Origin of the sequence: Desulfovibrio sp. TomC (assembly GCF_000801335.2) — a bacterium.
GTDB lineage: Bacteria > Desulfobacterota > Desulfovibrionia > Desulfovibrionales > Desulfovibrionaceae > Solidesulfovibrio.
The window spans coordinates 164,263-177,850 of sequence record NZ_JSEH01000011.1 but is presented as its reverse complement, the minus strand read 5'-3'; the positions used below and the strand labels follow the sequence as shown (position 1 = coordinate 177,850).

Annotated in this window: 11 protein-coding genes; 8 read left to right on the top strand and 3 right to left on the bottom strand. The window is 63.9% G+C overall.

Annotated features, from left to right (window positions below):
* The 6 genes from NY78_RS25510 to NY78_RS12600 all read left to right on the top strand — a co-directional run.
* Positions 1-212, top strand: a 212-nt coding sequence (locus tag NY78_RS25510) for a hypothetical protein (protein ID WP_231583984.1), incomplete at its 5' end; no start/stop codon positions are given.
* 541 nt (positions 213-753) lie between these two features.
* Positions 754-2,013 (top strand): branched-chain amino acid ABC transporter substrate-binding protein, encoded by a 1,260-nt coding sequence (locus NY78_RS12620; protein WP_043636430.1) that lies wholly within the window; start codon positions 754-756, stop codon positions 2,011-2,013.
* 10 nt (positions 2,014-2,023) lie between these two features.
* Positions 2,024-3,730 carry a GGDEF domain-containing protein gene (locus NY78_RS12615; RefSeq protein WP_043636427.1) on the top strand — a complete coding sequence of 569 codons (1,707 nt, stop codon included), beginning with the start codon at positions 2,024-2,026 and terminating at the stop codon, positions 3,728-3,730.
* A 71-nt stretch (positions 3,731-3,801) separates the two neighbouring features.
* Positions 3,802-4,839 carry an ABC transporter substrate-binding protein gene (locus tag NY78_RS12610; protein ID WP_043636425.1) on the top strand — a complete coding sequence of 346 codons (1,038 nt, stop codon included), beginning with the start codon at positions 3,802-3,804 and terminating at the stop codon, positions 4,837-4,839.
* The gene (locus tag NY78_RS23125; RefSeq protein WP_053062201.1) at positions 4,836-7,007 is read left to right on the top strand and encodes a sensor histidine kinase; all 2,172 of its coding nucleotides are present in this window, start codon (positions 4,836-4,838) and stop codon (positions 7,005-7,007) included. The genes NY78_RS12610 and NY78_RS23125 overlap by 4 nt, the downstream gene beginning before the upstream one ends.
* Before the next feature lie 33 nt (positions 7,008-7,040).
* Positions 7,041-8,852, top strand: coding sequence for an ABC-F family ATP-binding cassette domain-containing protein (locus NY78_RS12600; protein WP_043636421.1), 1,812 nt, complete (start codon positions 7,041-7,043; stop codon positions 8,850-8,852).
* A 21-nt stretch (positions 8,853-8,873) separates the two neighbouring features.
* Here the strand turns inward: NY78_RS12600 and NY78_RS12595 are convergent, their stop codons facing one another.
* Positions 8,874-9,407: a class IV adenylate cyclase gene (locus tag NY78_RS12595; RefSeq protein ID WP_043636418.1), complete on the bottom strand. Its 534-nt coding sequence runs from the start codon at positions 9,405-9,407 to the stop codon at positions 8,874-8,876.
* A 181-nt stretch (positions 9,408-9,588) separates the two neighbouring features.
* On the opposite strand from NY78_RS12595, the gene NY78_RS12590 reads away from it, so the two are divergent.
* Positions 9,589-10,032, top strand: a complete 444-nt coding sequence (locus NY78_RS12590; protein WP_043636415.1) for a flavodoxin — start codon at positions 9,589-9,591, stop codon at positions 10,030-10,032.
* Between the two features lie 146 nt (positions 10,033-10,178).
* Entirely contained in the window at positions 10,179-10,544 is a 366-nt protein-coding gene (locus tag NY78_RS12585) for a tetratricopeptide repeat protein (protein ID WP_043636412.1), read from the top strand.
* Positions 10,545-10,624: 80 nt separating this feature from the next.
* Here the strand turns inward: NY78_RS12585 and NY78_RS12580 are convergent, their stop codons facing one another.
* Together NY78_RS12580 and NY78_RS12575 are read right to left on the bottom strand one after the other, a co-directional pair.
* Complete coding sequence (locus NY78_RS12580; RefSeq protein WP_043636410.1) at positions 10,625-11,803, bottom strand: SpoIIE family protein phosphatase; 1,179 nt, start codon at positions 11,801-11,803, stop codon at positions 10,625-10,627.
* Entirely contained in the window at positions 11,800-13,551 is a 1,752-nt protein-coding gene (locus NY78_RS12575; protein ID WP_043636408.1) for a [Fe-Fe] hydrogenase large subunit C-terminal domain-containing protein, read from the bottom strand. Before NY78_RS12575 ends, NY78_RS12580 begins: the two co-directional genes overlap by 4 nt.
* Between the last annotated feature and the right edge of the window lie 37 nt (positions 13,552-13,588).

Sequence of the window (13,588 nt, the reverse complement as noted above, 5' to 3'; positions counted from 1 at the left end):
CAGGGCCTTTCTTTTTTATGTATCCAGGAACGGCAAAGAAAGTCGCTTCCGAGACGATCGTAAATTTTGCAAGGTGTGACCAAGGCGAGCTTTTTCAGGTTCAAAACGTAGTTTTTAGCCAGGTATTGGAGATTGAAAATCACCTTTCGGAAAAAAATGAACACGCCATCGACATTAGTAAATTATGCAGCAGTTTTGATTTGATCAATTGAGCCCGGCGTCGTCACTGACAAGGCGCTTCTTGGTCCATACGTCTTGGACAAGTTCCAAAATGCCGTCAGGGAGCACACAGATTCTTGAGAAGGCATTCGGTGTTTTGGGCCTCGACACCCGGTATACAGCGAAAAGGCTTGATTCCAGTGAGCTCATCGGGAAGATTGACAGTGTCGGCAGAGTTGTCCGGTCCCTTTCACCGCTTGTCGGCCCGCACTGGGATTCTCCCCGGCTTATCCTGCGACAGTGCAGCGATGCCGCTCTGGAACGTGCCTGACAGGGGGGCTTCGAAGGCGTTGCCGGGGCATGAAGACTGTGCGTCTGGTTCTTCGGGCGGTCTTTGGGGGTGGTGTTTTCCCATTGGACGGCAAGGGGTGGTTCCTTTGGCCGAAATCCATTACATTGCCCTGGGAAGTATCAAAAGGAGATCCTCGGGCCGATTGGGGCTGAAGGCCTGCTTGACGGGAATTGCGCTGAAGCGGTCGATGCATGGGGTTGGGGCGAATGTCCGCTTCGCAACGGTATGCTTACGGGGGATGCATGGGACGACGTTTGCTCTGGGCCGGGGGGATCGTGGGCCTGCTTTTGGCGGTCGCTGCCGGGTGGTCAATGGTGTCCAACGGCAAACCCCAGAACTGCACCGATGTGCTGGGTTGCGTCGAGATACCGGCCGGCGGTGCGCTGCGGCTGGGCGTGATCCAGGCCCTGACCGGGAAGGTGGCGCCTCTGGGACTTGAGCAGTTGCGGGGTCTGGAGCTGGCCCTGGACGATCACGGCGGCAAGGTGCTCGGCCATTCGGTCGAACTGGTCATCGAGGATACCGGCTGTCGGCCTGAAGGCGGGGCCAACGCCGCCCTGCGCATTGTTTCCGACCCGGCCGTGGCGGCTATTTTCGGCACGACCTGCTCCGGCGATGCCGCAGCCGCAGCCCAGGTTATGACCGAGGCCGGCTTGTCCATGATCTCAGGCAACAACAGTGCGCCGTTCCTCACCTCCATCGGCGGCCAGCGCGCGCCCAAATGGCAGCCGGGGTATTTTCGCACCGCCTCCAACGAAGAACATTCCGGCCCGGCTGCCGCCCGTTTTGCCTATGAGGTGCTTGGGGTTCGCGGCGCGGCCATGATTCACGACGGCGACATCTACACCCGGGGTCTGGCCGAAGGATTTCGCACGGAATTTGAGCGTCTGGGCGGACGCACGGTCTTGTTCGCGGCCGTGGACAAAGGCGATGCCGACATGCGTCCTGTCCTGGAGGCCGTGGCTGCGTCCAAGGCGGAATTGCTTTTCTTCCCGCTGTTTCAGCCCGAAGGCAACTATGTGTTGCTGGCGGCGCGGTCCATGCCGGAAATGGCCGGGGTGACGCTCATGAGCGACGGTTCGCTTATTGAGAACACCTTTATCGAGGCCGTGGGGGATGCGTCCAAGGGAATGTATTTTGTCGGGCCGACGCCGCCGACTGGTCCGGCCTTGGATATCCTTCGTGCGCGGTATCGCGAGAAGTATCACATGGAGCCGCCAACAGACTATTATACCAGCGCCTATGACGCTGCCGGTATCCTTTTTGCCGCTTTGGAGCGGGCCGCAGTACAGCGGAAAAATGGTCAGCTTGTCATCGGCCGGCAGGCGCTTCGCGAGGCCCTGGCTGCGACGGCCAAGTATCCGGGGGTTGGCGGCGCGTTGCAGTGCGACGCTTTTGGCGATTGTGCCGAACCACGGTTCAATGTTCTTCGCATGGATGACCCGGCCAAGGGTGTGGCCGGGCTTACCGCCAATGTCGTCTATACCTATGCGCCCCGGTAAGGACCAAGCCATGCAGCGTTGGTCTTTTTGGGACAATTGCAGCATAACCGCCAAGCTGTGGCTGTCCTTTGCCGTACTTTTTCTTTTTTTTGCCATGGCCAGCGTGGCCGGTTTCGTCGGACTGGCGGTGGTGCGCGGCGCTGAAACCGACATTGTGGCCAACATGGACATCCGTGGCCGGGTGCTGGAGTTGGAAGGCCAGTTGGAGAAAGCCAGACGCCTGTATCGGGATTTTGTGCTGCATGCGCCGGTGATCGGCTTTGCCCAGGCCCAGGAACGTTACAATCAACCGGCCCTGGCCGTGGCCGCCAGGGTCATCGCACTGAGCGAGGATTTACGCCGGGCCATTGCCGCTCTGGCCCCGGGCAGCGCCATCGCCCGGCACAAAGTGGACATGAATTTTTTTACCTCCACGGCCAAGCGCTTTTCCCAGACCTTGCTGAGCGAAAACGAGCTCGTAACCCTCATCGGCGACCCGGAGACCGGGCTTGATGCCCAGCTTGCCGCCGCGCTGGCCGGGCTGGCCAAGTGTCTGGACCGTCTGCCCCAGGCCGCCTATCCCCTGCGCGAGACCGATCTTCTGGTACGCCAGTACCAAATCACCCGGCAACGGCCGGTGATGCAGGCCGCCAGCAACAAGATCGACGTCCTGCGGCGTCTGGTCGCCACCGAGGCGGGCCGCGATCCGGCCCTGCAGGCTGAGGCCGCCCGGCTCTTTGAGGCCTTTGACCGGTTGGCTGCCCGTCTCCTTGACGCTGTGGCCGCCACGAGCGCCAATGCCAATGATTTCGCTCTCCAGGCCAAGGCCGTTGACCCGATCTCCGAGGAATTCAAGCGGATTACTGCGGCTGATGTGGCCCGGGCCAAGCAACGCATCCTTTGGGCCAGCCGTATTGCCGGCGGCATCATCCTCGTGTCGGCCCTGCTTGGCTTTGGCAGCGTCATCCTGGTGGGACGGATGCTCCACAACGCCATCACCAGTAAGCTCGTGACCCTGACCCAGTATGCCAGCAGCGTCCGCGACGGCAATCTTGACGCGGCAATTGCCGTGTCCGGCGGCGACGAACTGGGCATACTGGCCGAATCCCTGCGGGCCATGAACAGGCGCATCCACGACCTTGTGGTCAATCTCGAAGACAAGGTGCGGCAACGGACCCGGGAACTGGCCCAGAAAAATCACGAACTGGATGAGAAAAACCGCGTATTGGCCGTGCTTTCCCTCACGGACCGGTTGACCGGGCTGTGCAACCGCCGCAAACTCGACCAATCCCTGGCGGCAGAATGGCGGCGGGCCGAGCGGTATGGCACGGCCTTCACCGTGATCATGATCGACATCGACAACTTCAAGGACGTCAACGACGCATTTGGCCACGGGATCGGCGATGTGGTGCTGGTTCGCATCAGCGATATCCTGATGACCGCCGTGCGGGATACGGATATCGTGGGACGGTGGGGCGGCGAGGAATTTTTGCTGATTTGTCCGGAAACAGCCGTGGAAGAGGCCAGGAACCTGGCCGAAACCTTGCGCCGGGAGATCCGGGAGACCGATTTCCCCGGTGTCGGCTACCTGACCGCCAGTTTCGGGGTGGCCGACTATGAAGCCGATGTCGGGCCGGCCATGCTGGTGGCCCGGGCCGACGAGGCCATGTACCGGGCCAAGGAAAGCGGACGCAATCAGGTCGTGATCGCCCCCTCTTCGGCAGTGGGCAGGACGTAGTAGCGGCTGGGCCGCACGAGGGGTTTACCCGGCCCTTCCCTGGCTTTTATCGCCCGTTGGGGGACAAGCGCATGAATATGCGGTCCAGGCCGGGGCTGCTGGCTCTTGCCGTCGTGCTGTGGGTCCTGGCGCCGACCGGTCGGCCAGGAGGAAACCTCGCCTTGGCCGGGCCGCCGCTTCGGGTGTTCGTGGCCCAGAGCTATGACGCCGACTATATCTGGTGTGAACACATCAACCAGGGGCTGCTCGAAGCCCTGGCTCCGCTGTCGCCGGTGGTGGAGTTCGCCTACCTCGACGCCAAACGCCAGCCCGATCCTGAGTCCCTGGCCCGGCAGACCGGGCACATGGTTGAACGCATCCGGCAGTTTGCCCCGGATGTGGTCATTGCCGTGGATGACCCCGCCCAGCACTATCTCGTTGTGCCCTATCTCAAGGACAAGCCAGGTCCCCAGGTCGTCTTTTGCGGCGTCAATGCCCCGCTTGCCAACTATGGCTACCCGGCGGCCAATGTCTCGGGCATCCGGGAGCGATGGCATTACCGGGATGCGTTCGCCCTGGGCAAACGCATCCTGCCGGCGGCCAAAACCGTGGCCCTGATCGTCGAGGATTCGGAATCGGGCCGCTACGTCGTGGCTGATCTGGCTGAGGAGCTGGCCCAAAACGGGCCGTTCGCCCTGGAGGTGCGCCACGTGGACGTGGTGCGCACCGAAAGCGAGTGGCGCGACAAAATCAAACGCTATCAGGACGAGGTCGATATCCTGGCCCTGGGCCTCTACCAGAGCATCCGCCGGGACGATGGCCAGGGCGTGGTTGCTCCCGAAGCGCTCATGGCCTGGACACGGGAAAACAACCGCAAGCCGTTGCTGGGTTTTGCCGGTGTGGCAATCCGGGACGGTCATCTGTTTGGCGTGCTGGAGTCCGGGCAGGAGCAGGGCTATCTGGCCGGGACCATGGCCGCCGCAATTGCCGCCAAGGGAATTGCGGCCGGGACCCTGCCGGTGGGCCTAAACGACCAGGGCGTCGTGATGCTCAACCTCGCCGCCGCTGCGCGTCTGGGGATCGACATCCCTTTTGAGATCATTGAAGCCGCCGGGATTGTGTTGCCATGAAAGGGACCGTCCGGCTGGTTCCGATCCTGTGTCTCGTTTTTGCGGGTCTGGCTTTGACCGTGGCCCTGTCCTTTTTTTATACCCGCCAGTCTGTCGAAAACCTTGTCGTCGAGCAGATGCGCCAGACCTTGGCCGTCCAGGTCCGGGAACTCGGCAGCCGGCTCTCGGAACTGCGTCACGACGTGCGGCTCTGGAGTCATGAAAAGATTTTTCGACTGGCGCTGGGGCCGGGCTATCTGGGCCAGTCGGCCAGAAACGCCTCTGGCGAGCGGATGGCCCGTCGTCTGAGCCATCCTTCTTTTGAGGAGCTGCTGCTGATTCGTGCCGACGGCATTGTTGCGGCGGCCTCGCGTCCGGAGCTTGTCGGGATCGATCTGTCCAACCGGCAGTATCTCCGGCAGGCCCTGGCCGGCGAGTTGGCCACGGAAACCCTCCTGCTCGGCCAGATCAGCCAACGGCCCACGTTGGTGGTGGCTGCCCCGGTTGTGGACGATCAGGGCAGCGTGCTTGGGGCGCTGGCCCTGGGGCTGGAAGTCGGCGAGTTCGGGGCCAGGCTTCTGGAAGAATCACGAATGGGCAAGGAGGACGGGGCCGCCATTGTTTTCCAGGATGTGCTGCTGGCCCGATCCCGAACCCTTTCCCCCAAGGTCCTGGTGGCCGGGTTGCCTTTGGCTGCGGCCCTGGACGCCACCGCCGCCGGATCGTTTGTCCGCTACCAGGGACCGCACCGGGAACGTCTGGCCCTGGCCGCGCATCTGCCGGAATGCGGCTGGGACGTGGTCGTCACCGCCGACGCCAGCGAAACCATGGCTCCGGCCGCCCGGCTGGCGGCGGTCAACGGCCTGGTTTCGCTCGGGGTTCTGGCCTTGGTGGCCCTGGCTCTCTACTCCCTGCAAAAAATGGTGGTCCGCCTGCGCTTGTCCGAAGCCCGCTATCGGGCCGTCACCGGCACCAGCCCGGTCGGCATCGCCACCTTCGATGCCGCCGGCGTTCTCACCTACATCAATGCCCGGGGGCTGGAAATCCTGGGCGAAGACGCCGGACAGCCCGGCTGGGAAGCGCGTTTCGAGAGCCGTTCCGGCCGGCCGCTGCCTTTCGAGGCGTTGCCGGTGGCCATGGCCCAGCGCCGGAAATCCCCCCGTTTCGGCAAGACGCTGCGCTACCGCCAGGCCTCGGGAGTGGTGCGCATCCTGGCCGTGAGCGCCGCTCCCCTGTCTGTGGCCTCGACTGGCGACGCCATCGGCGTGGTGGCCGCTTTTGAGGACGTCACCAAACGCAAAAACGCCGAGAGCCGGCTGGCCCTGCTCAATCGGGAATTGGAAGGCCTTGTGGCCGAGCGGACCCGGGAGCTGGCGGAAAAGGCTGCCCAACTGCAACAGGCCAATACCCGGCTGACTGAACTCGATACGCTCAAATCCTCGTTTTTCGCCACGGTCTCCCACGAATTGCGCACCCCGCTCACCTCTATCCTGGGCTTTGTCAGACTCATCGATAAGGATTTTCTGGCCGTCTGCACCCCGGAAGCGGTCGAAGACCCGGTCCTGGCCAGGAAAGGCCAGCGTATCCGGCGCAACCTGGGCATTATCATGGAGGAGGGGCAACGCCTGACCCGGCTGGTCAACGACTTCCTGGATATGGGCAAGATCGAGGCCGGAGAGGTGGAGTGGCATGACCGCACGACACCGGCGGCCGGTTTGCTGGCCCGGGCCGCGGATTCGGGCCGGGGGCTTTTTTCGGGCCATGGTCCGGTCCGCTTTGCCACGGATTTCTCCGACGACTTGCCCGACGTCCATGTCGATGGCGACCGTTTTGTCCAGGTGGTGCTCAATTTGCTGAGCAATGCGGCCAAATATACCAAACAGGGGCAGGTGACCCTGTCGGCCCGGCGCAACACGACGGGCGGCCTTACGGTCTGTGTGGCCGATACCGGGCCGGGCATCCCGCCGGAGCAATGTTCCCGGGTCTTTGAAAAATTTTACCAGCTGGATTCCCCGGAGCAGGAACCGCCCCATGTGCGCGGCACAGGCCTGGGCCTGGCTATTTCCCGGCATATCGTGGAAAATTATCATGGTCGCATCTGGGTGGAGTCGGCGCTTGGCCAGGGAAGCCGTTTTTGTTTCGAGCTGGCAGGGGCCGGAAGCGCTCCCGCCGGGCAAGACGGCATTTGACGCCCTGGCCGGCTTTGTCTACTCAAGGCGGCCATGAGCGTCTGCATTATCAACCTTCGCGGCATTTCCAAGTCTTTCGGCATCCGCCAGCTTTTTTCCGGCATTTCCCTGGCCGTAGGCGAGCGGGAACGCATCGGGCTTATTGGCCCAAACGGGTCGGGCAAGTCCACACTCCTTAAAATCATGGCCGGGCTGATCGGGTCCGACGCCGGGGAGCGCACCCTGCGCCAGGGGGCGCGGCTGGCTTATGTGTCCCAGCAGGACGCCTTCGAACCCGGGGACACCGTGGCCGAGATTGTCACCCGGGCCGTGGCCGAGACCTTCGGCCCGGCCGAAGCCGAGGCCGGCGGCCGGGCGGCCGTGGTCCTTGGCCGTCTGGGCTTTGTCGATCCCACGGTTTCGGTGGAGTCGCTTTCCGGCGGCTGGCGAAAGCGCCTGTCCATTGCCCGGGCTCTGGTTGCCGAACCCGATGTCCTGCTCCTGGACGAGCCGACCAACCATCTGGACCTGCGGTCGATTCTCTGGCTGGAACGCTTCCTGTCCGGGGCGCTGTTTGCCTTTGTGGTGGTCAGCCACGACCGGTTTTTTCTGGAAAACGTGGCCAACCGCACGGTGGAGTTGTCGCCGGTCTATCCCGAGGGCGTGTTGGCCGTGGATGGTCCCTACAGCGCGCTTCTGGAGGCCAGAGAGGCCTTTTTAACCGCCCAGGGAGCCTTGGAGCGCACCCTGGCCAACAAGGCGCGGCGCGAGATCGAATGGCTGCGGCGCGGTCCCAAGGCCCGGGGCACCAAGGCCAAGGCCCGCATCGACGCGGCCGGCACGCTCATGCAAAATCTCGCCGCCACCCGGGAGCGCAACCGGGCCACGGCCAAGGCGGCCATCGATTTTTCCGGCACCGGCCGCCAGACCAAACGGCTCGTCGTGGCCGAGAACCTGTCCCGGGGCTATGACGGCCGCACGCTTTTTTCCGGCCTGGACATTGTGCTGTCGCCCGGAGTGCGCCTGGGACTGGTCGGTCCCAACGGCTCGGGCAAGTCCACCTTGCTGCGGGTCCTGGCCGGGGAAGAACGTCCCGACGCCGGCAGCGTGACCAGCGCACCGAGCCTGTCGATCGTCACCTTCGACCAGAAGCGCGAACAGCTCGACAAGGACCAGACCCTGCGAAACGCCTTTGCCCCGGATGCCGACAGCGTCATCTACCGGGGCCAGCCGGTCCATGTGGTCACCTGGGCCAAGCGGTTCGCCCTGCGCCCGGACCAGCTCGATCTGCCGGTGGGCCTTTTGTCCGGCGGCGAGCAGGCCCGGGTGCTCATTGCCCGGCTCATGCTGCGCCAGGCCGATGTGCTGCTTCTGGATGAACCCACCAACGACCTGGACATCTCCACCTTGGAGATGCTGGAGGAAAGTCTGGTGGACTTCCCGGGCGCGGTGGTGCTCATCACCCACGACCGGTCGCTGATTGACCGGGTGTCCACGGTGCTCCTTGGCCTGGACGGGGCCGGCGGGGCCGAGGTCTATGCCGATTACGCCCAGTGGGAAGAGGATTTCCTGGCCCGGGAGCGGGCCGAGGCCCGGGAGGCCAAGGCCCAGGCCAAGGGCAAGCCCAAGACGGACGCGCCCTCAAAGAAGCTGAGTTTCAAGGAACAGCGGGAATACGACACGATCGAAGCGACCATCCTGGCGGCGGAAACCGCAGTCGAGGCCGCCAGGCTCGCCCTGGAAGATCCGGCCATCGCCACCGACGGCCACGAATTGGCCCGGCGTCTGGAGGTGTTCCAGGCCGCCGAAGCCGAAGTGGAGCGCCTGTACATGCGCTGGGGCGAACTCTCGGCCAAACTGGCCTGACGTCCCCGTCCCAAACGCCGTTTACAGCGGCCGGCCGTCCTGGCCGGCCGCTGCCAGCAGATCGACATAGGCCCCGGTCACCAGATCCTGCGGGCCGATGCCCAGGGCGGCCATGAGCTGGTGCGCCTCGGCCAGCCCGACAGCCTCGTCTTCCGTCTCGCCCAGAACCACTTCCAGTTCCAGAAAGTCCCCCAGTCCCGCCACCCGGTCCAGATGCACCCGGGTGCGGCCGCACAGGTAGAGGATGCGCGCTTTGCGCACCCGGCCGCATTCCCCCAGGGCCAACCCCAGGGTGCGGCGCAGGTCGGCCGGCGCGTCGGTCGGGCTGATGTCGTAGCGCGAGGTCTTGGGACCGGCCGTGTCCGGGCGCTGGTAGAAGATCAGCTGGCCCTCCCTGGGCGAGAGCTGGCGCAGCTTGAGGCGGCCGCTTGGGCAATGGAAAAACGTGTCGTCCTGGGTCAGCACCGTGGGGCCGGCCGTCGCCAGAGCCGCCACCGCCGATGCCAGGGCGGCTACATTCAAAATGCGGGCTTTTATTTCGATATTGCGGGCCATGGTTCCTCCTTTGGCTGCGGGTTGCTGCGGCAACCCTACTGCGGGCCGGGCAGCGGGGGAAGCGACGGAAATGGCAGTGAATGGTATTGACATTGAAAATCATTTTCATTAAATATCAAATCAACACAGCGCCCGTCTCCCCCGGGACGGCCGACTGTCCGTAAACCCCACGGAGGAGACGATGACCAAGGCGCTCGTTGTTTTCGGGTCCACCACCGGCAATACGGAATCCGTGGCCGGGTATGTGGCCCGGACGCTGCAAAGCGAAGGCATGCTGGTGGATGTGCACGATGCGGCCACGGTGTCGGCCGATGGATTGGCCGAGGGCTACGATTTGGTCCTGTTTGGCTGTTCCACCTGGGGCGATGACGAAATCGAACTCCAGGAAAACTTTGTGCCCCTTTACGATGCCCTGGAAAAAGCCGGCCTCGAAGGGCGCGCGGTGGCGGTTTTTGGTTGCGGCGACTCCAGCTACACGCACTTTTGCGGAGCCGTGGACGCCATAGCCGAAAAGGCCGAACAGCTCGGGGCCAAGGTCGTGGGGCTGCCGCTTAAAATCGACGGCGACCCGGACGAGGCCGAGGCTGCCGGCTGGGCCAGGGACGTGCTGCAAAGCGCGGCATAGGGGTATGCTGCAACGACGAAGAGAAAGCATGCCTCCGGCGGCCAAAGGGCTGAGCCCTTTGGAATCCCGCCTGGGGTTCAGTTGATATGACCGGGCGGCCGGAGATCGAGGCAGCCCCGGGCGGATACGAGGAAAGGAGAACGAGTATGGCTTGCACAGGTGGAAAATGCTTGCTCACCAGCAAGGTGCGCAAGCTTCGCGAAACAGGAATGGAGGCTATGGCCTCGGGTGATTTGGACCAGGCCGAGGCGCTGCTGCGCCAATCGGTGGAACTGGGCGAAACAGACGGCGGCCTGGACGTGGTGACCGCCAATTCAGCCTACCGGCTGGCGCTGACCCTGCACCAGTCCGGGCAGCACGACGAAGCCGCAGCACAGTTTGAAAAAGCGCTGACCCTGGCCCGGGGCCGGGCCGGTTGCGGCAGCAAACTCTATAAAACGATTCTTGGGCACTTCGCGACGGCCCTGCCGTCCCGGGCGTATCCCGATCGGGCTTGCGCCGTCGGGGAGTAATGCCCCCCCCGGCGCGGGGTCGCGTCCAGCCCGGCCTGGCGGTTTCCGGCCGGACGCGGCCCTTTTCCCAGCCCGCAGCGCTAAAAAACGCTCATCCGGGTTTCTTTCAAGTACTTTTCTTCCAGAACCTTGCAGATGCGCTTTATGATGTTGCGCCGGATTTCCAGGTCGATGGGCAGGTTGGGGTCCTGGTGGGCTTCGTTGATGCGTGCGCCGACGACAAATTCAATGGAATCGCTGTCGACCAGGATATTATAGAGTTCGACGGCGGGATTTTTCTCCCGGGGCGCATCGTCCTGTTCGAGCAGCCGGGCCACCCGCGTCAGCGTCAGGATGCCCTCGGTGACCAGATCCACGCCTTCCATATCCGCGGCCGGCGGGATGTCGCCCGATCCGCCGCCGCGCAGGCTGTCGCGGATAACCCGGCCAAGTTCCCGGGCCACGATATTGGCGGTGGTGCCGCCGCAGATAACCTTGCGGCCGGGAAATTCGGCCAGCATCTCGGCGAATTCCTTGTCGCGGTGGGCGGCGTACGGCGGGCCGGTGAGCACGATGGCCCGACGCGGCCGGCGAAAATAGATGACCGCCGCCGTCATGTCGTCGTAGGCCCGCTGGAACGGTTCCTGGCGAAGGGCCTGGCCGAGAATCTTTTGGGACAGGGTGCGGGCCGAGATGTTCGGGTCCTTGGCCACGGTCTCTTCGACATACTCCCGGCAGCCCTTGACGCGCCAGCCCAGGCGCATCCGTTCCGAGCCAAGCCCGGCCTGGGTGATGCCGTCGGAGGTGAAGATCAGCCGGTCGCCGGGTTGCATGGTCAGATCGTAGACCCGGATGACCCGGTCGTTGTAGCGCGGCGAGGACACTTCCTCGAAGTCCAGGTTCTGGTTGCGGCCGTCGCGCAACAGGATCACCGGCGGGTTGTCCATCTCGACCACCCGGGTGGCCCCGTCGGAAAAGATGTCGACCACGGTGAAGGTGGCGTAGCTGATCTTTCGCACCTGGCACACCGGCAAGGCGTCCATGATGACTTCGGCCGTGCGCACGATGTCGGCGTCCTTGGCCGTATATTTAAGCGCCATGGTGGCGGTCATGAGCGACAGGATGCTGGCCTTGACGCCATGGCCTAGGCCGTCGGACAGGACCGCGATGACGCGCCCCTCGTCGGCGATGCGCAAGGTCTTGAAGGCGTCGCCGCAGATGTCCTCGCCATAGCGATTGCGCTGGGTCGCCTCCACTTCCACAAACATGTCTTCGGTCATGACCGGCGACCCCGCATGTCCTTGTCGCCAATGCGCTTGGCCCCGCTGGAGAAGCCCTCGGCCAGGGAGCGCAGCAGGATCTCGGTGTCGGCCATGTTCTCACCCAGGCGGCAGGCAATCTCCTGCACGGTTTCCAGATTCTTGCGGATGATCTCCCTGGCCCGGGTGGCGATCTCGTCGCGGCGAAGCTCAGATCCGGTGACGTCAAAGACGATGCCGCCAATGACGTTTCGCGGTTCGATGGTGAAGATGCTGACGCTAAACACCCGGTCGTCGTAGCGCAGGGCGTCGCGGTGGATGTCGGTCTCGGTTTCGAGCGACCGGCGAAAGAGGCTTATAAACGGCACGATCTTATCGAGGGCAGCGCCTTCCATGCCCGGACTGGCCTCGTAGGCCATGAGCGTCTCCTCGCCAAACAGCCGGGCGAAATGCTCGTTGCACTCGATGATCTGCAATTTGTTGTTGGCGATGACCACCCCGGCCGGGATGCAGCGCAACAGGGCGTTGGCTTTTCGGGTGGCCCGTTTGCGCAGAAAGTGGACGCACATGGACGGCTCGGCCAAGCCCTCCAGCATGGCCCGGGCCAGCCCCCGGCAGGACTCGTGGCCGCAGCCGCCGCAGTTGATCTCGTCTTCCGGGGCAAACTTGCCGATAAGCCGCAGCACCTTGGTGTACTGGTCCTCGCTGTAGACCGGCAGATCGACCGGCGAGGGATTCTTGCGTTCGGCAATGGACACCGACGGCTGGCGCACGCTCAGATCCGCCCCGGGGTGGACGGCCCGGTCAAAGACGTCGAGCTGGTCCAGGAGCCTGGGGCGACGGCTGGACACGCACGGCCCCCGCACGCAGCCGCCAACACAGGCCAGCATCTCGATGAACACCGGACGGGGCAAGACATGGTTGTGCATGCCCTGCAGGGCGGATTCAATGGTGGCGATGCCCGACAGCGTGGTGAAGCAGACCTGGTCGTTGCCGGCATAGGCCTTGATGGTGTCGGACATGCCGCCTTCCACAGGATACAGCGCGCCTTCCCTGGCCGGATGGGGCATGAACATGTCGGCCGGTCCGGGCACGAGGTCCTCCGGGCGGATATGTTCCTCGCGCAACATCACATGCAGATCGGTAAAGGTCATGGCCGCGTCAAGCAGGGCCGGATGGTTGTCGGATTCGGTTTTCTTGGCCACGCAGGGACCAAAAAAGACCACCCCGATGTCCTGGCCGTAGGCGCGGCGCAGCATCCGGCAATGGGACAGCAGGGGCGAAAGCAGCGGGGTCAGGTTGGGGACCAGCTCGGGCATGTAGCCGCGGATGAAATCCACTGCCGCCGGGCAGGCGGTGGAGAGCTGCAGTCTCGGGCCGCCTTGGGACAGGATGCCGGCCACGGCGGCCGAGACTTCCTGGGCGCCCAGGGCTGTTTCCGACACCCCGGAAAACCCGAGCTTTCGCAGGGCGGCAATCATGGATTCGGGGGAGACGTCGGGAAATTCCGTCACCCACGACGGGGCCAGGGACACGTAGGCCGGGCGCTGGGAACGAAGCAGCTTGTAGACGGGAAACAGGTCGCTGCGCACCTGCTTGGCGTGGGACGGACAGGCCGCCACGCACTGGCCGCAGGCAATGCACAGTTCCGGCACAACCGTGGCCCGGCCCCCTTCCACCTGGATGGCCTTGACCGGGCATTGGCGCAGGCAGCGATAGCAGTCCTGGCACTCGGCTTCGATGGTATAGATGGGGTAATGCGAAAGCATGTCGCCTCCCGGGAGAAGGGCTTTAGGGGCATCGCTG

Excerpts from the sequence above, each read along its gene's own strand:
- NY78_RS12620 (WP_043636430.1), top strand. The coding sequence starts at position 754 with ATGGGACGACGTTTGCTCTGGGCCGGGGGGATCGTGGGCCTGCTTTTG.
- NY78_RS12615 (WP_043636427.1), top strand. The coding sequence starts at position 2,024 with ATGCAGCGTTGGTCTTTTTGGGACAATTGCAGCATAACCGCCAAGCTG.
- NY78_RS12610 (WP_043636425.1), top strand. The coding sequence starts at position 3,802 with ATGAATATGCGGTCCAGGCCGGGGCTGCTGGCTCTTGCCGTCGTGCTG.
- NY78_RS23125 (WP_053062201.1), top strand. The coding sequence starts at position 4,836 with ATGAAAGGGACCGTCCGGCTGGTTCCGATCCTGTGTCTCGTTTTTGCG.
- NY78_RS12600 (WP_043636421.1), top strand. The coding sequence starts at position 7,041 with ATGAGCGTCTGCATTATCAACCTTCGCGGCATTTCCAAGTCTTTCGGC.
- NY78_RS12595 (WP_043636418.1), bottom strand. The coding sequence starts at position 9,407 with ATGGCCCGCAATATCGAAATAAAAGCCCGCATTTTGAATGTAGCCGCC.
- NY78_RS12590 (WP_043636415.1), top strand. The coding sequence starts at position 9,589 with ATGACCAAGGCGCTCGTTGTTTTCGGGTCCACCACCGGCAATACGGAA.
- NY78_RS12585 (WP_043636412.1), top strand. The coding sequence starts at position 10,179 with ATGGCTTGCACAGGTGGAAAATGCTTGCTCACCAGCAAGGTGCGCAAG.
- NY78_RS12580 (WP_043636410.1), bottom strand. The coding sequence starts at position 11,803 with ATGACCGAAGACATGTTTGTGGAAGTGGAGGCGACCCAGCGCAATCGC.
- NY78_RS12575 (WP_043636408.1), bottom strand. The coding sequence starts at position 13,551 with ATGCTTTCGCATTACCCCATCTATACCATCGAAGCCGAGTGCCAGGAC.